Origin of the sequence: Streptomyces sp. NBC_00091, from assembly GCF_026343185.1 — a bacterium.
GTDB lineage: Bacteria > Actinomycetota > Actinomycetes > Streptomycetales > Streptomycetaceae > Streptomyces.
The window spans coordinates 2,312,784-2,332,887 of the sequence record NZ_JAPEMA010000001.1 but is presented as its reverse complement, the minus strand read 5'-3'; the positions used below and the strand labels follow the sequence as shown (position 1 = coordinate 2,332,887).

The 20,104-nt window shown below is 72.5% G+C and carries 24 protein-coding genes; 17 read left to right on the top strand and 7 right to left on the bottom strand.

What is annotated here, in order from left to right; all coding sequences use genetic code 11:
- The first annotated feature begins 25 nt into the window (after window positions 1-25).
- The 6 genes from OOK34_RS10600 (at window position 26) to OOK34_RS10575 (ending at window position 4,122) form a co-directional block, all read left to right on the top strand.
- Window positions 26-871, top strand: coding sequence for a sulfurtransferase (locus OOK34_RS10600; RefSeq protein WP_267033616.1), 846 nt, complete (start codon window positions 26-28; stop codon window positions 869-871).
- Between the two features lie 65 nt (window positions 872-936).
- Entirely contained in the window at window positions 937-1,227 is a 291-nt protein-coding gene (locus OOK34_RS10595; protein WP_267033615.1) for a DUF1416 domain-containing protein, read from the top strand.
- 120 nt (window positions 1,228-1,347) lie between these two features.
- Window positions 1,348-1,611 (top strand): DUF3099 domain-containing protein, encoded by a 264-nt coding sequence (locus tag OOK34_RS10590; RefSeq protein ID WP_267033614.1) that lies wholly within the window; start codon window positions 1,348-1,350, stop codon window positions 1,609-1,611.
- A gap of 401 nt (window positions 1,612-2,012) precedes the next feature.
- A complete protein-coding gene (locus tag OOK34_RS10585; RefSeq protein WP_267033613.1) occupies window positions 2,013-2,585 on the top strand; it encodes an FABP family protein in 573 nt (190 codons plus the stop codon).
- 80 nt (window positions 2,586-2,665) lie between these two features.
- Window positions 2,666-3,133, top strand: a complete 468-nt coding sequence (locus tag OOK34_RS10580) for a Fur family transcriptional regulator (RefSeq protein ID WP_267033612.1) — start codon at window positions 2,666-2,668, stop codon at window positions 3,131-3,133.
- A gap of 20 nt (window positions 3,134-3,153) precedes the next feature.
- Window positions 3,154-4,122 (top strand): folate-binding protein YgfZ, encoded by a 969-nt coding sequence (locus tag OOK34_RS10575; protein ID WP_267033611.1) that lies wholly within the window; start codon window positions 3,154-3,156, stop codon window positions 4,120-4,122.
- Between the two features lie 48 nt (window positions 4,123-4,170).
- Here the strand turns inward: OOK34_RS10575 and dtd are convergent, their stop codons facing one another.
- Complete coding sequence (gene dtd / locus OOK34_RS10570) at window positions 4,171-4,596, bottom strand: D-aminoacyl-tRNA deacylase (protein WP_267033610.1); 426 nt, start codon at window positions 4,594-4,596, stop codon at window positions 4,171-4,173.
- Window positions 4,597-4,728: 132 nt separating this feature from the next.
- Between dtd and OOK34_RS10565 the strand changes: the two genes are divergently transcribed.
- The 4 genes from OOK34_RS10565 (at window position 4,729) to OOK34_RS10550 (ending at window position 8,448) form a co-directional block, all read left to right on the top strand.
- A complete protein-coding gene (locus OOK34_RS10565; RefSeq protein ID WP_267033609.1) occupies window positions 4,729-5,310 on the top strand; it encodes an AmfC protein in 582 nt (193 codons plus the stop codon).
- Window positions 5,311-5,382: 72 nt separating this feature from the next.
- Window positions 5,383-6,627: a GNAT family N-acetyltransferase gene (locus OOK34_RS10560; protein WP_267033608.1), complete on the top strand. Its 1,245-nt coding sequence runs from the start codon at window positions 5,383-5,385 to the stop codon at window positions 6,625-6,627.
- Window positions 6,628-6,745: 118 nt separating this feature from the next.
- On the top strand, window positions 6,746-7,522 hold the full coding sequence (locus OOK34_RS10555; RefSeq protein ID WP_267033607.1) for a putative protein N(5)-glutamine methyltransferase: 777 nt from the start codon (window positions 6,746-6,748) through the stop codon (window positions 7,520-7,522).
- Window positions 7,523-7,548: 26 nt separating this feature from the next.
- Window positions 7,549-8,448, top strand: coding sequence for a sigma-70 family RNA polymerase sigma factor (locus tag OOK34_RS10550; RefSeq protein WP_267033606.1), 900 nt, complete (start codon window positions 7,549-7,551; stop codon window positions 8,446-8,448).
- A 34-nt stretch (window positions 8,449-8,482) separates the two neighbouring features.
- On the opposite strand, the gene OOK34_RS10545 is transcribed toward OOK34_RS10550, so the two are convergent.
- Both OOK34_RS10545 and OOK34_RS10540 read right to left on the bottom strand, forming a co-directional pair.
- Window positions 8,483-8,821, bottom strand: coding sequence for a DoxX family protein (locus OOK34_RS10545; RefSeq protein ID WP_267033605.1), 339 nt, complete (start codon window positions 8,819-8,821; stop codon window positions 8,483-8,485).
- A gap of 83 nt (window positions 8,822-8,904) precedes the next feature.
- On the bottom strand, window positions 8,905-9,804 hold the full coding sequence (locus OOK34_RS10540; protein ID WP_267033604.1) for an NAD(P)-dependent oxidoreductase: 900 nt from the start codon (window positions 9,802-9,804) through the stop codon (window positions 8,905-8,907).
- Window positions 9,805-9,865: 61 nt separating this feature from the next.
- Here OOK34_RS10540 and OOK34_RS10535 point away from each other — a divergent pair, with 61 nt between their 5' ends.
- From OOK34_RS10535 to OOK34_RS10520, 4 genes are all read left to right on the top strand, one after another.
- Window positions 9,866-10,216: a helix-turn-helix domain-containing protein gene (locus OOK34_RS10535; RefSeq protein WP_267033603.1), complete on the top strand. Its 351-nt coding sequence runs from the start codon at window positions 9,866-9,868 to the stop codon at window positions 10,214-10,216.
- Window positions 10,217-10,424: 208 nt separating this feature from the next.
- Window positions 10,425-10,856 carry a helix-turn-helix domain-containing protein gene (locus tag OOK34_RS10530; protein WP_267033602.1) on the top strand — a complete coding sequence of 144 codons (432 nt, stop codon included), beginning with the start codon at window positions 10,425-10,427 and terminating at the stop codon, window positions 10,854-10,856.
- Between the two features lie 23 nt (window positions 10,857-10,879).
- Window positions 10,880-11,434, top strand: a complete 555-nt coding sequence (locus tag OOK34_RS10525; RefSeq protein ID WP_267033601.1) for a hypothetical protein — start codon at window positions 10,880-10,882, stop codon at window positions 11,432-11,434.
- 116 nt (window positions 11,435-11,550) lie between these two features.
- Complete coding sequence (locus OOK34_RS10520; RefSeq protein ID WP_267033600.1) at window positions 11,551-11,889, top strand: DUF2516 family protein; 339 nt, start codon at window positions 11,551-11,553, stop codon at window positions 11,887-11,889.
- Window positions 11,890-11,903: 14 nt separating this feature from the next.
- Here OOK34_RS10520 and OOK34_RS10515 read toward each other — a convergent pair whose 3' ends face one another.
- The 3 genes from OOK34_RS10515 to OOK34_RS10505 form a co-directional block, all read right to left on the bottom strand.
- A complete protein-coding gene (locus OOK34_RS10515) occupies window positions 11,904-13,127 on the bottom strand; it encodes a PP2C family protein-serine/threonine phosphatase (RefSeq protein ID WP_267036694.1) in 1,224 nt (407 codons plus the stop codon).
- Between the two features lie 420 nt (window positions 13,128-13,547).
- Window positions 13,548-14,672 carry an NlpC/P60 family protein gene (locus tag OOK34_RS10510; protein ID WP_267033599.1) on the bottom strand — a complete coding sequence of 375 codons (1,125 nt, stop codon included), beginning with the start codon at window positions 14,670-14,672 and terminating at the stop codon, window positions 13,548-13,550.
- Window positions 14,673-14,882: 210 nt separating this feature from the next.
- Window positions 14,883-15,695, bottom strand: coding sequence for a trans-aconitate 2-methyltransferase (locus OOK34_RS10505; protein ID WP_267033598.1), 813 nt, complete (start codon window positions 15,693-15,695; stop codon window positions 14,883-14,885).
- Window positions 15,696-15,950: 255 nt separating this feature from the next.
- On the opposite strand from OOK34_RS10505, the gene mshA reads away from it, so the two are divergent.
- Together mshA and OOK34_RS10495 are read left to right on the top strand one after the other, a co-directional pair.
- A complete protein-coding gene (gene mshA, locus OOK34_RS10500) occupies window positions 15,951-17,300 on the top strand; it encodes a D-inositol-3-phosphate glycosyltransferase (protein ID WP_267036693.1) in 1,350 nt (449 codons plus the stop codon).
- Window positions 17,293-17,778, top strand: a complete 486-nt coding sequence (locus OOK34_RS10495; protein WP_267033597.1) for a YbjN domain-containing protein — start codon at window positions 17,293-17,295, stop codon at window positions 17,776-17,778. The genes mshA and OOK34_RS10495 overlap by 8 nt, the downstream gene beginning before the upstream one ends.
- A 22-nt stretch (window positions 17,779-17,800) precedes the next feature.
- Here OOK34_RS10495 and OOK34_RS10490 read toward each other — a convergent pair whose 3' ends face one another.
- Window positions 17,801-19,135 carry an MFS transporter gene (locus OOK34_RS10490; RefSeq protein WP_267033596.1) on the bottom strand — a complete coding sequence of 445 codons (1,335 nt, stop codon included), beginning with the start codon at window positions 19,133-19,135 and terminating at the stop codon, window positions 17,801-17,803.
- Between the two features lie 162 nt (window positions 19,136-19,297).
- On the opposite strand from OOK34_RS10490, the gene OOK34_RS10485 reads away from it, so the two are divergent.
- Window positions 19,298-20,056, top strand: a complete 759-nt coding sequence (locus tag OOK34_RS10485; RefSeq protein ID WP_267033595.1) for a phosphoglyceromutase — start codon at window positions 19,298-19,300, stop codon at window positions 20,054-20,056.
- Window positions 20,057-20,104: the final 48 nt, after the last annotated feature.

Below are 20,104 nucleotides of genomic sequence, written 5' to 3'. Positions count from 1 at the left end.
GCACACTGCCCCGGAGGAGAACACCATGAGCCGCAGCGACGTCCTCGTAGACGCCGACTGGGTCGAGGCCCACCTGAACGACGCCGACGTCGTCATCGTCGAGGTGGACGAGGACACGTCCGCGTACGACAAGAACCACATCACCAACGCCGTCCGGATCGACTGGAAGAAGGACCTCCAGGACCCGGTCCGCCGCGACTTCGTGGACCAGGAGGGCTTCGAGAAGCTCCTCTCCGCCAAGGGCATCTCCAACGGCGACACCGTCGTCCTCTACGGCGGCAACAACAACTGGTTCGCGTCCTACGCCTACTGGTACTTCAAGCTCTACGGCCACCAGGACGTCAAGCTCCTCGACGGCGGCCGCAAGAAGTGGGAGCTCGACTCCCGCGACCTGGTCGACGGCAAGGACGTCCCGAACCGCCCGGCCACCGAGTACAAGGCCAAGCCCCAGGACACCTCGATCCGCGCCTTCCGTGACGACGCGGTCGCCGCGATCGGCACGAAGAACCTGGTCGACGTGCGCTCGCCCGACGAGTTCAGCGGCAAGCTGCTCGCCCCGGCGCACCTCCCGCAGGAGCAGTCGCAGCGTCCGGGTCACATCCCGAGCGCCCGCAACATCCCGTGGTCGAAGAACGCCAACGACGACGGCACCTTCAAGTCCGACGAGGAGCTGACCGCCCTCTACCAGGCCGAGCAGGTGGACCTGGCGAAGGACACCATCGCCTACTGCCGCATCGGTGAGCGCTCCGCGCTCACGTGGTTCGTGCTGCACGAGCTCCTGGGCCAGGAGAACGTCAAGAACTACGACGGCTCCTGGACCGAGTACGGCTCGCTCGTCGGCGTGCCGATCGAGCTCGGCCCGAACAAGTAATCCCGGCCGGGCACGCGACGCCCGCCCCGTAGGCAGCAGAACCTCTCTAGGACAGGACAGAGAACATGTGTGGAGCACAGATCGGCGGGCCCGACCTCTCGACGCTCAAGCCCGGTGAGACCGCGATCCAGGGCCAGGTGACCAAGGACGGCGAGCCCATCAGCGGCTACGTCCGCCTGCTGGACTCGACCGGCGAGTTCACCGCCGAGGTCCCGACCTCGGCGACCGGTCAGTTCCGCTTCTACGCCGCCACCGGCTCCTGGACGCTGCGCGCGCTCGTCCCGGGTGCCCAGGCCGACCGCGCCGTCGTGGTCGCCGAGGCCGGCGGCGTGACGGACGTCGCCATCGCCGTCTGAGCGATTCGCTGAACCGGCCGAAGGGCCGCACCCCCGGGGGTTGGACGCCACTGGAACGGGGTGCGGCCCTTCGCGCCGTCCACGCCTTGTCATCGCAGGGGCCGGCCCTACGCTGGAGGCATGTACGCCCGGCGTCGGCGCGCCTATTTCCTGCTCATGGGCGGATGCCTGTTCCTCTTCGTCTCCGCCTGGTCCTTCGTGCGCCTGTTCTCGGTGGAGGCCGCGGTCGCGCTGTGCGTGGTCGCCATGGTCATCCCGCCGGTCGCCGCGATGGTCGCGAACCGCCGGGGCCCGGACGACCGCTGGTGGGACGACCCCTCGGGGGATCCGAAATCGGACGAGTGGTGGGACGAACTGGACGGAAAGCGGCGTCCTGAGGACTGAAACGCCGCGATGTGTCAACGTGATCGTGGTGTGCACGACTGCCGTCTTGTGCCGGCGGGCGGCGTTGATCGCCTTGTCCATCGTGGCCGTGTCTGGCGCGAGCGCCTTCAGGGGCGGGCGCCTCCAGGACCAGCTGCTCCACTGAGCGGTACGGCCTACCTCACACCGTGCGCCGGTCCCCGGGCCAGTAGGCTTGGGGACCGGCCCCGTACACCGCACCGAAACCTCCGAGGAGCACCCCGTGCTTGAGGCAGTCTTCACCTCCCTGCTGGTCCTGGTCTGCGTCGGCGTCATGGCCTTCACCGGCCTGGCCGTCAAGAAGCTGTACCAGGGTCAGCGCTGAGCATCCGCCCAGCCGACCGCCCCGGAACCCCTCCCACAGATCGCCTGAGCAGCCAACCATGATCCAGATCCCGTCCGACCTGAACCCGGGCCTCGTCCCCCTCGCCTTCCTCCTCGGTACCTGGGAAGGCGCCGGCGTCTTCGACTACCCCGGCGAGGAGAAGTGCAACTTCGGCCAGGAAGTCGTCTTCACCCACGACGGCCGGGACTTCCTGGAGTACCACTCGCATACCTGGGTGCTCGACGCCGAGGGCAACAAGGTGCGCCCGCTGGAGTCCGAGGCGGGCTACTGGCGCATCGACAAGGACCGCAAGGTCGAGATCGTCATGGTCCGCGACCAGGGCGTCGTCGAGGTCTGGTACGGCGAGCTGGCCCACCAGAAGCCGCAGATCGACCTGGTCACCGACGCGGTGGCGCGTACGGCCACCGCTCGCCCGCACAGCGGCGGCAAGCGCCTCTACGGGTACGTCAACGGCGACCTGATGTGGGTCGGGGAGAAGGCCACCCCCGATGTCGAGCTGCGCCCGTACAAGTCGGCCCAGCTGAAGAAGGTCGTCACCCCGGAGCAGATCGCCGACATGGCGCGCAACCTCCCGGAGCTGCCCGAAGACGGCATCGCCTTCTTCCGCTGAGCCGCGACGGGTACACCGGAGCCGTAACGAAGGGGGCCGCGGGCAGACCGCGGTCCCCTTTCCGCGCATACACTGGCCCCGTGGTGACCACAGACTGGAAGAGCGACCTGCGGCAGCGCGGTTACCGGCTGACACCGCAGCGCCAGCTCGTGCTGGAGGCGGTCGACGCCCTGGAGCACGCCACCCCCGACGAGATCCTCGTGGAGGTGCGCAGGACCGCCTCCGGGGTCAACATCTCCACCGTCTACCGGACCCTGGAGCTCCTGGAGGAGCTGGGACTGGTCTCCCACGCCCACCTCGGGCACGGGGCCCCCACCTACCACCTCGCCGACCGGCACCACCACATCCACCTCGTCTGCCGCGACTGCAGTGACGTCATCGAGGCCGATGTGGACATCGCCGCCGATTTCACGGCGAAGCTGCGCGCCACCTTCGGCTTCGAGACCGACATGAAGCACTTCGCGATCTTCGGGCTGTGCAAGAAGTGCGCGGCCGCCAAGCGCCAGGCCGGCCAGGCCGGCCAGGCAGCCCAGGACGGCCCGGCGTAGCAGCGTCGTAGGCTGGTGGCATGACCAGCAGCCCCTTGCTCCATCTCCCCGGCGCCGTACCGGCCGAAGGCCGTGACGAGGGCGTCGCCGCCCACTACGGAGAGCTCTACGGCGAACAGCGCGCCCTCGCCGGCGGCCGCGGCTTCGTCGACCTCTCCCACCGCGGGGTCGTCACCGTCACCGGACCGGACCGGCTCAGCTGGCTGCACCTGCTGCTCACCCAGCACGTCAGCGACCTCCCGGCCGGGCAGGCCACCGAGGCGCTGATCCTCTCCGCGAACGGGCACATCGAGCACGCCCTGTACCTCGTCGACGACGGCGAGACGGTCTGGGCCCACGTCGAGCCCGGCACCCAGGAGGCGCTCATCGCCTACCTGGAGTCGATGAAGTTCTTCTACCGCGTCGAAGTCGCCGACCGCACCGCCGACTTCGCCGTCGTCCACCTGCCGGCCGGCTCGATCGCCGAGCTTCCCAAGGAGACGGCCGTACGCGAGACCCCCCACGGCCGCGACGTCTTCCTCCCGCGCGCCGAGCTGGAGGCCTTCGCCGCCGCCCACGGCCCCGCCGCCGGGCTCCTCGCCTACGAGGCCCTGCGCGTCGAGGCCCACCGGCCGCGCGTCGGCCTGGAGACCGACCACCGCACCATCCCGCACGAGCTGGGCTGGATCGGCACCGCCGTGCACCTCCAGAAGGGCTGCTACCGGGGCCAGGAGACCGTCGCCCGCGTCCACAACCTGGGGAAGCCCCCGCGCCGCCTGGTCTTCCTGCACCTGGACGGCTCCGAGGTGCTGCTCCCGGCGCACGGGACGCCCGTACGGCTCGCCGCCGACGGGGAGGACGGCCGCCAGCTCGGCTTCGTCACCACCGCCGTACGCCACCACGAGCTCGGCCCGATCGCGCTCGCCCTGGTGAAGCGGAACGTCCCGGTCGACGCCCTGCTGCTGGCCGGGAAGACGGCCGCCGCGCAGGAGGTCGTCGTAGCGCCGTAGCCGTGGCCGTGGCCGTGGCCGTGGCCGTAGCCGTAGCCGTAGCTACGGCTAGATGTCGATGACGATGGTGAACGGGCCGTGGTTGGTCAGCGAGACCCGCATGTCCGCGCCGAACCGGCCCGTCGCCACCGTCGCGCCCAGCGCCCGCAGCTGCGCCACGACCTCCTCGACCAGCGGCTCGGCCACCGGGCCGGGCGCGGCCGCGTTCCACGTGGGGCGACGGCCCTTGCGCGCGTCCCCGTAGAGCGTGAACTGCGAGATCACCAGCAGCGGCGCGTCCACGTCGCTACAGGACTTCTCCGCCTCCAGGATCCGTACGGACCACAGCTTGCGCGCCAGCAGCGCCGCCTTCTCCGGGGTGTCGTCGTGGGTCACCCCCACCAGCACGCACAAACCCTCGCCGACGATCTCGCCGACCGTCTCGCCGGCCACGACCACGCTCGCGCCGTCCACCCTCTGCACCACTGCTCGCATACCACCTGTGTACCAGGCGTGCACCCGTCCGGGGCCGATCGGGTGGACGGGGACTGCGTCGGGACCACGGAGAGTGGCACGATGCTCGCAGGCGGTGCCCCCAGCACCGGTCGAGGGGACGGACACGAACGCATGAACACTTCTGGTACCTCCGCACCTGCACCCGTATCACCCGCCGACGCACCCGCGTCCGCGGTCCGACCGCCCGCGCAGCGCACCGGCGAGAGCGAGGGGCTGACCACCCCCGCCACCGCCCTGGGCCTGCCCGAGCTGCGCGCGCTGCGGCGCGACGCGCAGCGCGACGAGGCCGACCTGAGCTACGTACGCAGACTCCTGCAGGGCCGCATCGACATCCTGCGCGCCGAGCTCGCCCGCCGGACGGACCCCGAGGCGCCGGTGGTGGACCGGCTCTCGGAGATCCTCGCCGACGCCCCTTCCCGCCGCAGCGCCTCCGCCCGGCACGTCACCCTCGGCACCCCGCACAACGAGGAGTACCGGCTGCTGGCGGCGGAGATGCTGTCCGACGTGGAGCTGTCCGACCTGGACGCGCGCACGGACACCGAACTGCACGACGCGATGGGCCGGCTGGTCCGCTACGAGCAGCAGGTCTCGCGGCGCCGCCAGCAGCTCCAGCGGATGGCCGACGACTCGAGCGCGGAGATCACCCGCCGCTACCGGGAGGGCGAGGCACAGGTGGACGACCTGCTCGCGTAGGGCGCCCGGGCCGCCCGGGCGGGCGGAAATTCGGGCGACCGGGCCGGGTGGCGGCGGTTAGCGTGGCCGGTCATGAGCGCTGACGTGCGGCCGATCGCCGCCTCCGAACTCCCCGCCTGGCTGACCACGCTGAAGACCGGCTTCCTGATCCCGGGCCCGCCCACCGAATCCGATGTGGCCCAGCGCGCCGCGAACGACGACCTCGCCCGGATGCAGGGCGCCTTCGACAAGGAGACCGGGCGGTGCGTCGCCACCTTCCGCTCCTTCGCCCAGGAACTGACCGTGCCCGGCGGGGCCGCCGTCCCGTGCAGCGCGCTCTCGAACGTCGCCGTGCTGCCCACCCACCGCCGCCAGGGCCTGCTGACGCGGATGATGGAGGCCGAACTGGCCGCCTCCCACGCGCGCGGTGACGTCCTGTCCACCCTGATCGCCGCCGAGTACCCGATCTACGGGCGCTACGGCTACGGGCCCGCGACCGTCCACGCCGAGTGGGAGGTCGACGTCACCCGCACCGGCCTCGACCGGAGCCGGCCCGCGCCGGTCGACGGCGGCCGGCTCGACCTGGTCGACGCCGCCGAGGTGCGCCGGGTGGGACCGGCCCTGCACGAGCGGCTGCGGGCCGCCCGCCACGGCGTCATCGACCGGGACGAGCGCTGGTGGAGCCTGACGACCGGCCTGGAGGAGATGTCCCACCGCCCGTACAAGGAGAAGATGTACGCGGTGTACCGGGACGCGGCGGGCGAGGTGGCCGGGCTCGCCGCCTACCAGGCCGACGACCACTGGACGGACTCCAAGACCCCGCTGAACACCGTCCACGTCCGGGACTTCCTCGCGCTCACCCCGCAGGCCGAGCGGGCGCTGTGGCACTTCCTGTGCTCCATCGACTGGGTGCTGAAGGTCCGCACCGGCAACCGTGCCCCCGACGACCTGCTGCCGCAGCTGCTGCCCGACGCGCGCGCGGCCCGGCCGGTGTCGGCCGCCGACTTCCTGTGGGTGCGCCTGCTGGACGTCGTACGGGCGCTGGGCGCGCGGACGTACGCCGTGCCCGGGGTGCTCGTCCTGGACGTCACCGACCCGGCCGGCCCGGCGGGTGGCCGCTACCGGCTGGACGCGGGCACCGGCGCGTGCACGCGTACCGAGGAGCCGGCCGACCTGCGGCTGGACGTGTCCGCGCTGGGCTCCCTGTACCTGGGCGACGCGTCGGCGGTGCGGCTGGCGGCGCTGGGCCAAGTGGCGGAGGAGCGGCCGGGTGCCGTGGCGCTGGCGGACGCGGTGTTCCGTACCGCCCGCCGGCCGTGGTGCCCGGACGTGTTCTGAGCCGCGGACCCGCGGGCGACATGACGGACCCGGCCTCCCGGGCGGAGCGGTCCGTACCCGGCGGCCTATCGTCGCGACCGGCGTCCACGGATGCCACTGTTGTGGAAGACCAAGAGGATTGAGCTACGTGACATCGATTGTTGAACGGCTGCGCGCCGCGGGTTGCGTCTTCGCGGAGGAGGAGGCGGACCTGCTGGTCGCGGCCGCCGCCGACGAGGGACAGCTGGAGGGCATGGTCGCCCGCCGGGTGGAGGGCGAACCGCTGGAGCACGTCGTCGGCTGGGCGGAGTTCTGCGGGCTGCGCGTGGAGGTGGGCGCGGGGGCCTTCGTACCGCGCCGGCGCACCGAGTTCCTCGTCCAGGAAGCGTTGGAGCTGGCCCGGCCCGGCGCGGTCGTGCTGGACCTGTGCTGCGGGGTCGGCGCCCTCGGCGCGGCGGTCGCCGCCCAGGTCCCGGGCGGGGTCGAGCTGCACGTGGCCGACATCGACCCGGGCGCGCTGGCCTACGCCCGGCGCAACGTGGCCCCGTACGGGGGCACGGTGTGGGAGGGCGACCTGTACGCGGCGCTCCCGGCGCAGCTGCGGGGGCGGGTGGACGTACTGGTGGTCAACGCCCCGTACGTGCCGACGGAGGAGATCGGGCTCATGCCGCCCGAGGCCCGCGACCACGAGCCGCTGGTCTCCCTCGACGGGGGCTCGGACGGCCTGGACGTCCACCGCCGGGTGGCGGAGGCGGCGGGGCAGTGGCTGGCTCCGGGCGGGCACCTGCTGATCGAGACCAGTGCCCGGCAGGCGCCGCTGACGGCGTCCGCGCTGACCGGGGGCGGGCTCGTGGTGCGGGCCGTCACCTCGGAGGAGCTGTACGCGACCGTGGTGATCGGACGGATGCTGCCGTGATCCGGCGGTGGGGGAGGGATTGACGCATGGACCTGGACGCCGACAGATCTGAGCTGACCGGGCGTTTCGAGGAGCACCGCAGCCATCTCAGGGCGGTCTCCTACCGGATGCTCGGCTCGCTCAGCGAGGCCGACGACGCCATCCAGGAGACCTGGCTGCGCCTGAGCCGCACCGACGTGAGCGCGATAGAGAACCTCGGCGGGTGGCTGACGACCGTGGTCTCGCGGGTGTGCCTCAACCTGCTGCGCGCCCGTGAGCAGCGGCGCGAGGACCCGATGGAGCGGCTGGAGACGCGGATCCCCGATCCCCTCATCGGCTCCGAGCGGCGGATCGATCCCGAGCACGAGGTGCTGCTCGCCGACTCGGTCGGGCTGGCGCTGATGGTGGTGATGGAGTCGCTGGCGCCGGCGGAGCGGCTGGCGTTCGTCCTGCACGACATGTTCGCGGTGCCGTTCGACGAGATCGCCCCGCTGATCGAGAAGTCCGCCGCCGCGACCCGGCAGCTCGCCAGCCGGGCCCGGCGCAAGGTGCAGGGGCAGGCTCCGGCTCCCGACGCGGACCTCGCCCGGCAGCGGGAGGCGGTGGACGCCTTCTTCGCCGCCGCGCGGGACGGGGAGTTCGAGGCGCTGGTCGCGGTGCTCGACCCGGATGTGGTGCTGCGCTCCGACGGGGGCGTGGGCGGCCGGGCGACGGTGGTGCTCACCGGTGCGCGGGCGGTGGCGAGCCAGGCGGTCACCTACCGGGTGCTCAGCCCGTTCGTACGCCCGGCGCTGGTCAACGGCGCTGCCGGCGTGGTCGTCGTGCCGAAGGCGAAGGCGGTGTCGGTCATGGCCTTCACGGTCGTCGGCGGGAAGATCGTGGCGATCGACGTCCTGGCGGACCCGGATCGCCTGAAGGGGCTGGACCTGGCGGCCCTGGAGGGCTGAGTCGGGTCCGGCTCGCGCCGTCCCCGCCCTTGTCTCAGACCAGGGCGAGGACGGCGACGGCGGGGGCGGCGTAGATCACCGGGAAGATCGCGTGGCCGTAGGCGCGGGCCCGCAGGACGGTGATGACGGCGCCGGTGAAGTAGAGGACCAGCCCGATGGCGGCGGCGATCCCGATGGCGGGGACGAGGAACCCGGCGAGGAGGCCCACGGCGCCCGCGACCTTGGCGGCGCCGAGCCAGTTCCACCAGCCGCGCGGGACGCCGTACTGGGCGAGCGGCTCGAGGGTGAACTTGGCGCCGGCGAAGATCGAGATGCCGGAGAAGCCGGCCATGAAAGCGGCGACGAGGGTGATGACGGTGGCGGTGGTGGACATTGCGGGCTCCTTCGGGGCGGTCTCTCTTGCGTTCGACACCCCTATGACCCGGCGGCCCGGGCGGATGTGACAGCCCGCCGGATTTATTTTCCGGCGGACCTGCCGAGGAGTTCGGCGACGCGGATGAATCCGTCGCCGCCGTGGCCGAGGCCGATCGCCCGGCGGGCCAGGCCCTCGGTCGCGCGCATCACGCCGGCGTCGATGCCGTGCGCCTCGGAGGTGTGGATGATGTGGGCCATGGACGAGGCAGCCGAGGTCAGCGGGTTGATCGCGCCGGAGAAGCCGCCGCTGTCCACGTCCTCGGCGAACTCCTCGAAGAGCGGCGGCAGGATCGCGCCGATCCCCTGGGCGAAGGGGGCCAGTTCGCGGGCCGTGACTCCCTCGGCCTTCGCCAGGGCCAGGGCGTGCGCGTAGCCCGCCATCGCGGTCCAGAAGATGTCGAGCAGCGCGATGTCGTACGCCGCCGCCCGGCCGGGGTCCTCGCCGAGGTGGGTGTGGGTGCCGCCCAGGGCGTCCAGCACCGGCCGGTGCCGGTGGTAGAGGTCCTGGGGGCCGCTGTGGAGGAACACCGCGTCCGGGGTTCCGATGGTCGGGGCCGGGGTCATGATCGCCCCGTCGAGGTAGTCGATGCCGTGCCCGGCCGCCCAGGCGGCGCTCTCCCGGGCCCGGGCCGGGGTGTCGGCGCTCAGGTTGACCAGGGTGCGGCCCTTGAGCGCGCCGGTGACGGCCCCGGGCCGCAGGATCGCGTCGGCGGCGTCGTAGTCGACCACGCAGACCACGGTCAGCGGGCTCGCGGCGACCGCCTCCTCGGCGGACCGGGCGCCGACGGCGCCCCGCACGACCAGCTCCTGGTCGCGGCCGGGGGTGCGGTTCCAGACCGTGGTGCGCAGGCCGGCGTCCAGGAAGGCGCCCGCCAGGGCCCGGCCCATCGGGCCGAGGCCGAGTACGGTCACTGCGGGCTGCTGTCCGGTGTTCGAAGACATGACTCAACTCCCATGGAAATATGAGTAATCCATAACAAAAGTCGTGCGGAGGGGGACGAGGATGACGCGCAGCCGCGCCCAGGACCTGGATGTCTGTGGGGTGACCGCCGCGATCGCCGTGATCGACGGGAAGTGGAAGACGGCCCTGCTCTGGCTGCTGGAGTCCGGTCCGCAGCGTCCGGGCGAGCTGAGGCGCCGGCTGCCGGGCCTCAGCGAGAAGGTGCTGACTCAGGCGCTGCGGGAGATGGAGGCCGACGAGATCGTGCACCGGGAGGTGCACGACGTGCTCCCGCTGAAGACCGAGTACTCCCTGACCGCGTTCGGGCGCGAACTGGCCGAGGCGGTGGCGCCCTTGTCCGACTGGGGCCATCGCCGCCTGGAGAAGCTCGCCGCGGCCCGGCCGGCCTCCTGAACCTCCTGGACCCTCATGCCGTCACCCGCCCTTCCGGCTCTCCGGCTTTCCCGTGGTCCGGGGCCTTCCCGTCCGCCTCGACCAGCTTCGCCCGGCGCCGGCCGGCCGCCAAGTACCCACAAAAAGGTGGGTGCCCGCACCCCGGCGGTGTGGGAGCTATTGCAAGCAGCCGCTTGCAATAGTTAGCAGGGTGCGGCAGGATCGGGGCATGGCATCGCTCAACGTCGGAAACCTCGGCGAATACCTCCGTGAGCAGCGGCGGCAGGCCCAGCTCTCGCTGCGGCAGCTGGCCGAGGCGGCGGGGGTGTCGAATCCGTACCTGAGCCAGATCGAGCGCGGGCTGCGCAAGCCGAGCGCGGACATCCTCCAGCAGCTGGCCAAGGCGCTGCGGATCTCCGCGGAGACGCTGTACGTGCAGGCCGGGATCCTCGACGAGCGGGACCGGGACGAGGTGGAGACGCGGGCCGTCATCCTCTCCGACCCGTCGATCAACGAGCGGCAGAAGCAGGTGCTGCTCCAGATCTACGACGCGTTCCGCAAGGAGAACGCGCTGGAGGCCGACGAGGCTCCCGGCGCGGACGCGGACGCGAGCGCGAACGCCGGCGCCGGGGACGACGCGGCGATGCCCCCTACGAACTGACTGTGATCCGGGAGGACCCGCACATGGCCATCGCCGATGACCTGAAGAAGACTCTCAAGGACCCCACCCCCCTCTACTTCGCCGCCGGCACGGCCGACCTCGCCGTCCAGCAGGCCAAGAAGGTGCCCGCGCTCATCGAGCAGCTGCGCGCCGAGGCCCCCGCGCGCATCGAGGCCGTGAAGAACACCGACCCGAAGGCCGTGCAGGAGGCCGTCACCGCCAAGGTCACCGAGGTGCTCGGGTCGATCGACCCGAAGAAGCTGGGCGAGACCGCCCAGGACCTCGCGCTGCGCGGTGTGGGCGTCGCCGCCGAGTACGCCGTTCGGGCGAAGGAGACCTACGACAAGGTCGCCGAGCACGGCGAGCAGGCCGTACGGACCTGGCGCGGCGAGGTCGCCGAGGAGATCGTCGACATCGCCGAGGCGGTCGAGCCGGAGCCCGCGACGCAGGAGCCGGAGCAGGCCGGGGACGCGGAGCCGGCCGAGGCCTCCGCCGAGGAGAAGCCCGCCGCGAAGAAGACCACCGCGCGCCGCGGCACGGCCAAGAAGGCCGCCGCCACGCCCGGCGAGGAGAGCTGAACGACCCGATTCCGGGCCGGGCACCCGGCGGGTGCCCGGTTCGTTGTCGTTTGGGAAGGCGGCTCCGGCGGTAGCGTGGAGTCAGTGGTGCCGGATGCGAGAAGGCGGTCGAGACGATGCTGATGCAGGGGTTCGATAACGGGGTGCTCCCGTTGCTCGGCTACGCCATGCTGGCGCTCGCCGTCGCGGCCTTCGTGCTGGCGCTGCTGGCGCGCGAGGACGCGTACCGGGCCGCCGAGAAGCAGACCAAGACCTTCTGGCTGGTCATCCTGGGCGTGACCGTCCTGGTCGACTTCTTCCTCGGGATGCTGTTCCTGCAGATCGCGGGCCTGGTGGCCAGCATCGTCTTCTTCGTGGACGTGCGCCCCGCCCTCAAGCAGGTCTCGGGCGGCGGACCGCGCCGCGGCGGCAGCAGCAGCGACGGGCCGTACGGGCCCTACAACGGCGGGCGGTAGGCGGAGCCCGCGGTTCAGCCGGCCGCGCGGGAGAGCAGGACGACGGCGACGTCGTCGGTGAGCTCGCCGCCGTTGAGCCGGCGGGCCTCGGTGACGGACGCCTCCAGCAGGGCCTCGCCGCTCAGGCCGCGGTCCAGGTGGCGATTGATCATCTCGACCATGCCGTCCTGCCCGAGGCGCTCGCGGCCGTTGCCGATGCGGCCCTCGATGAGGCCGTCGGTGTAGAGCATCAGGCTCCAGGTGCCGCCCAGGTCGACCTGGCGGCGGGGCCAGCGGGCCCGGGGCAGCAGTCCGAGCGCCGGGCCGCTGTTCTCGTACGGGAGGAGCCGCGCGGCCCGGCCCGGCCGGGATATCAGCGGGGCCGGATGCCCGGCCAGGCACAGGCCCGCGCGCCGGCCGTCCGGGGAGATGTCCACCGTGCACAGCGTCGCGAAGATCTCTTCGCAGGGCCGCTCCACCTCCAGGACCTCCTGGAGGGTGGCGAGCAGGTCGTCCCCGCACAGGCCGGCCAGGGTCAGGGCGCGCCAGGCGATGCGCAGCTCGACCCCGAGGGCCGCCTCGTCGGGGCCGTGGCCGCAGACGTCGCCGATCATGGCGTGGACGGTGCCGTCGGGGGTGCGGACGGTGTCGTAGAAGTCGCCGCCGAGCAGGGCCCGGCTGCGGCCGGGGCGGTAGCGGGCGGCGAAGCGGAGGTCGGAGCCGTCCAGGAGGGGTGTGGGGAGCAGGCCGCGTTCCAGGCGGGCGTTCTCCTGGGCGCGCAGTTTCGATTCTGCAAGTTTGTACTGGGCGATGTCCGCCCGTTTTCTCTCCACGGCGTAGCGGATGGCGCGGCTCAGCAGCCGGCCGTCGAGCTCGTCGCGGTAGAGGAAGTCCTGGGCGCCCACGCGGACGGCCTCGGCGGCGCGGTCGGCGTCGGCCTCGGCGGTGAGGACGAGTACGGCGTGGCGGGGGGCGATGCGCAGGACCTCGCGCAGGGCGCCGAGGCCGTCCTCGCCGGGGCCGGGCAGGGCCAGGTCGAGCAGGACGCAGTGCACGTCGGGGGTGAGCAGTCGCGCGGCCTCGGTGAGGTTGCGGGCGCTGCGGATCCGGATCCGGTGGCCGTCGGCGTCGAGGATCTCGGGGACGGTCAGGCCGCCTGCGGGGTCGTCCTCCACCACCAGCAGCGTCAGCGACGCCTGCGGTGCGGGGCCGCTGTCCGTGGCCAGGCTGTCCCTTTGCCGCGGTACGGGTACGGGCATCGTCTCCGGTTCCTTGCCTCCCCCCGAGGGTGCGCTCATGCGGCAGACCCTAGCGGGCGGGTCCGGCGAGCGGAATGGAGGCCTTGTGAAGGCCTCCGTCATATGCCCTTATCGCGGGGGAAAAGCGAGCCGGCGGGATGACAAACGTCACGGGGAACCCCCCCACCGTCCCGCCCAGCGAGATACCGGCCGCCGCCCGCGACGGCACCCCGCGCGAGACGCCCGCCGCCCGCGACGGCACCCGCCCGCGAGGCGCCCGCGCGCGACGGCACCCCGCGCCCGCGACGGCGCCCCCCGCGCCCGCGACGGCGCCCCCCGCGCCCGCGACGGCGCCCGCGCCCCGCGCCCGGCGGTACGCGCCCCGGGCGGGGTTCCTGGGGCCGGCCGCGGCCCCGGGGCCGGTCGGCGCCCGGCCAGGGCCTACGCGTCGGGGCGGACCACGGCCTTGATCGGCATCGAGCCCGCGCCGGCCATCGTCACCGTGCGGCCGGGCCGCGGGGCGTGGACCATCGCGCCGTCGCCGACGTACATGCCCACGTGGCTCGCGTCGTCGAAGTAGATGATCAGATCGCCCGGGCGCATGTCCTTGACCGGGACCTTCGGCAGCAGCCGCAGCTGCTCCTGCGAGGTGCGCGGGATGCCCCGCCCCGCCGCCAGCCAGGCCTGCGAGGTCAGCCCGGAGCAGTCGAAGGAGGCCGGACCCTCGGCGCCCCAGACGTACGGCTTCCCTATCTGCGCGGTGGCGAACTGCACGGCCCGCTTGCCGGCATCGGTCGCCGCGCCGTTGACGTCCTTCATCGCGCCCGTCGACAGCCAGGCCGTCTGCGCCTTGTACTGCGCTTCCTGCTCCAGCTGGAGCAGCCGGGCCTTCTCCTCGGCCGCCAGCTTGTTCTCCAGGGCCTCCGCCGTCTTGATCTTCTCCTCGATCTCCTTCTTGGCGGCTTCCTTCTTGACCCTGTTGTCCTCCATCTTCTGCCAGAGGGCGCCCGCTTCCTTGGCGTACCGCTCCAAGTCGGTCTGGGTGCGGTTCAGTTCGGATAGCAGGTCCGTGGTGGCCTTCTCGCCCTGCCGCAACCGGCCCGTCCCGTCCAGGTAGTCGGCCGGGCTGTCGCTCAGCGCCAGCCGCGCGCCGGGCGGCAGCCCGCCCGAGCGGTACTGGGCACGGGCGGCGGCGCCCGCGCGGTCCTTCAGGCCGGAGATCCGGTCCTGGCCCGCCACCACCAGATTGGCGATCTGGACGATCCGCTCGGACTGCGCCTTGGTCTCGCTCTGCGCGAGGTTGTAGGCGTCCGTCGCGGTGCCGGCCTGGCGGTAGAGGTCCTCTATCTCCTTGCGGACCTGCTCCAGGGACTTGGCGCCCGGCTCCGGCGTGGGAGCGGCGGGCGCGGCCGGAGCCGAAGGCGCGGAGGGCGCGGAGGGGGCGGACGGGGCGGCGTACGCGGTGCCCACCGCGAGCCCCGGGGCCGTCAGTATCGCCATGGCGCACAGCAGCGTGAGAGCGGACACCTTCTGTCCTCGCGACGACGCTCGCTTCACGGTCCCCATGGCTCCCCCAGGCGCCCCGAGTCAGGCTGATGTCACCGGACATCACATCTGACTATTCATCAGTAACTTGGCACTGTCTCCGGGATGGTGCCACGACTCGGTGAATTCCAACACCCTCCGGATGCCGCTCCGATCATGACCGGCCACGCCCCGCCCACCCCTGCCGACTCAACGGGCCGCCCCCGACACCGGTTCCCCACCCCGCGAGTTTCACCCCGCCGGGCGCAACGCCTCCCACCGCACCGTCAGTTCCCCCTGCCGCCACCGCACCGGCCCGTCCGCCAGCGGCCAGTCGACGGCCAGCGCCCGCGCCGTCCGGATCCAGCGCTGCCGTGCCCCGTACGAGGCGTACGGAGCCGCCGCCGCCCACGCCCGGTCGAAGTCGCGCAGGAACGCGTACACCGGCTCGCCCGGCACGTTCCGGTGGATCAGCGCCTTCGGCAGCCGCTCCGCCAGATCCGACGGGCGCTCCAGGGAGCCCAGCCGGGTCGCGAAGGTCACCGTGCGCGGCCCCTCCGGTCCGAGCGCCACCCACACGTGGCGCCGGCCGATCTCGTCGCAGGTCCCCTCCACCACAAGCCCGCCCGGGGCCAGCCGGTCGCAGAGCCGCCGCCACACCTCGGCGACCTGCTCCTCGTCGTACTGGCGCAGGACGTTCGCCGCACGGATCAGCGCCGGGCGCTCCCCGCCGTCCAGGGGCACCTCGAAGCCGCCGTGCCGAAAGCTCAGCCCCTCCCGCTCGTACGGCTTGGCCCCCGCCACCCGCGCCGGTTCGATCTCGATGCCGACCACCCGCACCCCCGGCGCCGCCTCCCGCAGCCGCGCCAGCAGCTCGACCGCCGTCCAGGGCGCGGCCCCGTACCCGAGGTCCACCGCCACCGGCGCGTCCGCCCGCCGCAGCGCGGCCCCGTGCGTGGCGGCGATCCAGCGGTCCATGCGGCGCAGCCGGTTCGGGTTCGTCGTCCCGCGCGTCACGGTGCCCACGGGGCGTTTCGGGGGTGGCGGAGTGCTGCGGGAGACCATGCGCCGAGCGTAAGCGGAGGGCCCGGCCGAGATAAAAATCCGGCAAACGAGAAGGAACTTCCGGAGCCCCGGAATGCGGCGGACCTCCATCCGGGTTGCACTCCTTGCAGGGCGCCGACCGCGCTCCCGCAGCCATGCCGCCCCACCGGCGCTGCCGACCCGCCGCCAGAGCGAGGTCGCAGAGGTCCTTCGGCCGTCGTCCGAGCGAGAGGAACTGCTCCCTTGAGCCAGTACGTGTCCCGTCTCGGCGGCAGCATCAGCGGCCGCATCGCCGCCGCGCGCGGCGCCCGCCACGACCAGCCCCGCCTGCGGCTCCCGGCCGTCGGCCACCACCGCAAGCCCCGCCGCGTGGCCATGCTCAGCGTGCACACCTCACCGCTGCACCAGCCCGGCACCGGCGACGCCGGCGGCATGAACGTCTACATCGTGGAGCTGGCCAAGCGCCTCGCCGCGATCAACATAGAGGTCGAGATCTTCACCCGCGCCACCACCGGCGGCCTGCCGCCCGTGGTCGAGCTCGCGCCCGGGGTCCTCGTACGGCACGTGGACGCCGGCCCGTACGAAGGCCTCGCCAAGGAGGAGCTGCCCGCCCAGCTGTGCGCCTTCACCCACGGCGTCATGCAGGCCTGGGCCGGCCACCGCCCCGGCTACTACGACCTCGTCCACTCCCACTACTGGCTCTCCGGGCACGTCGGCTGGCTCGCAGCCGAGCGCTGGGGCGTGCCGCTCGTACACGCCATGCACACCATGGCCAAGGTCAAGAACGCCGCACTGGCCGAGGGCGACACCCCCGAGCCCGCCGCCCGCGTCATCGGCGAGACCCAGATCGTGTCCGCCGCCGACCGGCTCATCGCGAACACCGCCGAAGAGGCCGAGGAACTCGTACGGCACTACGACGCCGACCCCGGCAAGGTGGCCGTCGTCCACCCCGGCGTCAACCTCGACCGCTTCACCACCGGCGACGGCCGGGCCGCCGCCCGCGCCCGCCTCGGCCTGCCCCAGGACGCCGTGATCCCGCTCTTCGCGGGCCGCATCCAGCCCCTCAAGGCCCCCGACATCCTGCTGCGGGCCGTCGCGGAGCTGGTGGACCGGGACCCTTCACTGCGCGGTCGCCTCTTCGTCCCCGTCGTCGGCGGCCCCAGCGGCAGCGGCCTCGCCAAGCCGGAGGGGCTGCAGAAGCTCGCCGCGAAGCTCGGCATCGCCGACCTCGTCCACTTCCACCCGCCGGTGGCCCAGGACCAGCTCGCCGACTGGTTCCGGGCGGCGTCCGTGCTGGTCATGCCGTCCTACAGCGAATCCTTCGGCCTCGTCGCCATCGAGGCCCAGGCCACCGGTACGCCGGTCCTCGCCGCCGAGGTCGGAGGACTGCCCGTCGCCGTCAACGACGGGGTGACGGGGATCCTCGTACCCGGGCACGACCCGGTGGACTACGCCCGCGAGCTGCGGCGCTTCGTGGACGAACCCGGCCTCACGGCCCGGATGGGCGCCGAGGCCGCGCGGCACGCGCAGTTCTTCGGCTGGGACACCGCCGCCAGCGGAACCGCCGACGTGTACACCGCGGCCATGCATGATCACCGCCGTCGCGTACGCTCCCACCATGGCTGACACCGCCGCGATCATCGAGTCCACGCTGGCCGGCGCCGAGCTGAGCTGGGAAAGCCCCGAGCCGGGCTCGTACGTCGTCCAGCTCCCCGGCACCCGCAAGCTGAGCACCACCTGCTCGCTCAAGATCGGCCGGCATTCCCTGTCGGTGAACGCCTTCGTCATCCGCCACCCCGACGAGAACGAGGCGGGCGTCCACCGCTGGCTGCTCGAGCGCAACCTCAAGCTGTACGGGATGGCCTACGCGGTCGACCCGCTCGGCGACGTCTACCTCACGGCCCGCCTCCCCCTCTCGGTCGTCACCCCCGACGACCTCGACCGGCTCCTGGGCACCGTCCTGGAGGCGGCGGACGGTGCCTTCAACACCCTGCTGGAGCTCGGCTTCGCCGGCGCGATCAAGCGCGAGTACGAATGGCGCGTCTCGCGCGGCGAACCGACGCACAACCTGGACGCCTTCAAGCACCTGACCCGCCCGGCCTGACCGGACGGGCCGTTCGGGCGGGTCAGACGGCGGCCGGACTGGCCGCCGCGGCGGCCCCGGAAGCGGCCACCGCGCCGCTCCCCTTCGCCTCCGCACCCACACCCGCACCCACACCCACACCCACACCCGCGTCCGGACCCTTGCCGGAATCCGCATCCTGCAGGTTCCGCATCAGCAGCCAGTACCCCAGCGCCGCCACGGTCCCCAGTACCCCCGTGGCCCCCCACAGCCAGTCCGCGCCCAGCCGGTCGATCACGAACCCCGCCATCAGCGGAGCCACCAGCGCGGCCACCGCCCACGACATCGTGTACATCCCCTGGTACCGGCCGCGCCCGTGCACCGGCGACAGCCGCACCACCAGCCCCATCTGCGTCGGCGAGTTCACGATCTCCGCCAGCGTCCACACGCACACCGTCAGCGCGTACGCCCACAGCGACCCCGCGAAGGCCGTCATCGCGAACCCGTACCCCGCCAGCAGCGCCGAGATCACCAGCAGCCGGCGCGGGTCGCGGTGCTCGATGAACCGCGTCACCGGGATCTGGAGCACCACGATCAGCAGCCCGTTCGCCGCCACGACCAGCCCGTAGTCCCCTGGCGAGAACCCGGCCGCGCCCATCGCCGCCGGCAGCCCCACCGAGCCCTGCGTGAAGATCAGCGAGATGACGAACGACAGCCCGACCACCGCCATGAACCGCCCGTCCCGCAGCACGGTCCCCAGCCCGATCTCCGGCCCGTCGTCGGCGACCGCGGCGCTGTCCCGCACCGGCCGCGACTCCGGCAGCTTCACGAACACCAGCACCGCGCACAGCAGCGTCAGCGCGGCCTCGCCCAGGAAGCCGGCCAGGTAGCTGTACTCCGCCACCACGCCCGCCACCACCGCGCTGATCCCGAAGCCCATGTTGATGGCCCAGTAGTTCAGCGCGAAGGCCCGTACCCGGTCCTCCGGCCGGACGATGTCCGCCATCATCGCCGAGACCGCCGGGCGCGAGGCGTTCGAGGTCATCCCGACCAGCCCCGCCACCGCGGCGATCGCCACCGGATGCTCCATGAAGCCGAGCAGCGCCACCGAGAAGGCCGTCGAGACGTTCGCCGCCAGCATCGTCGGCCGCCGCCCCAGCCGGTCGGTCATCACCCCGGCCCCGAGCGAGGACACCACCCCGCCGAGCCCGTGCAGGGCGACCACAAGCCCCGCGAAGGAGGCCGAATAGCCCCGGTCCAGGGTCAGGTACAAGGTCATGAACGTGGCGACGAAGGCCCCGAGCCGGTTGACGAGCGTGCTGGCCCACAGCCACCAGAAGGCGCTCGGCAGACCCGAGACGCTTTCCCGGGCGGCCCGTCTCAGACTGGCAGCGGACATACGTGTTCCCCCGATGATGTAAGAGTCCCTGGATCTCCCCGCACGTTACGAGCGGGGTCCGCCGCCGTCCACTGGATTGACGCCGACCGTCAATCGAGGGCCCTCCACGACCGACCACGGACCGCGCGCGGGCGCCCCATGGCGTCCATTAGGCTCGTACGCATGGCCGACGCACCGTACAAGCTGATCCTCCTCCGCCACGGCGAGAGCGAGTGGAACGCGAAGAACCTGTTCACCGGCTGGGTGGACGTCAACCTCAACGAGAAGGGCGAGAAGGAGGCAGTCCGCGGTGGCGAACTCCTGAAGGACGCCGACCTCCTCCCCGACGTGGTCCACACCTCGCTCCAGAAGCGCGCGATCCGCACCGCGCAGCTGGCGCTCGAGGCCGCCGACCGCCACTGGATCCCGGTCCACCGCTCCTGGCGCCTGAACGAGCGCCACTACGGCGCCCTCCAGGGCAAGGACAAGGCCCAGACCCTCGCCGAGTTCGGCGAGGAGCAGTTCATGCTGTGGCGCCGCTCCTACGACACCCCGCCGCCGGCCCTCGAGGACGGCACGGAGTTCTCGCAGTCCGCGGACCCGCGCTACGCGTCGATCCCGCCGGAGCTGCGCCCGCGCACCGAGTGCCTCAAGGACGTCGTCGTCCGCATGCTGCCGTACTGGTACGACTCGATCGTCCCGGACCTGCTGGACGGCCACACCGTGCTCGTCGCCGCGCACGGCAACTCCCTGCGCGCCCTGGTCAAGCACCTGGACGGCATCTCCGACGCCGACATCGCGGGCCTGAACATCCCCACCGGCATCCCGCTCGCCTACGAGCTCGACGCCGCCTTCAAGCCCCTCAACCCGGGCGGCACCTACCTCGACCCGGCCGCCGCCGCGGCCGCCATCGAAGCCGTCAAGAACCAGGGCAAGAAGTAACCCTTACGCACGAAGAAGCCCCCCACCTGCTGGTTCTCCGCAGATGGG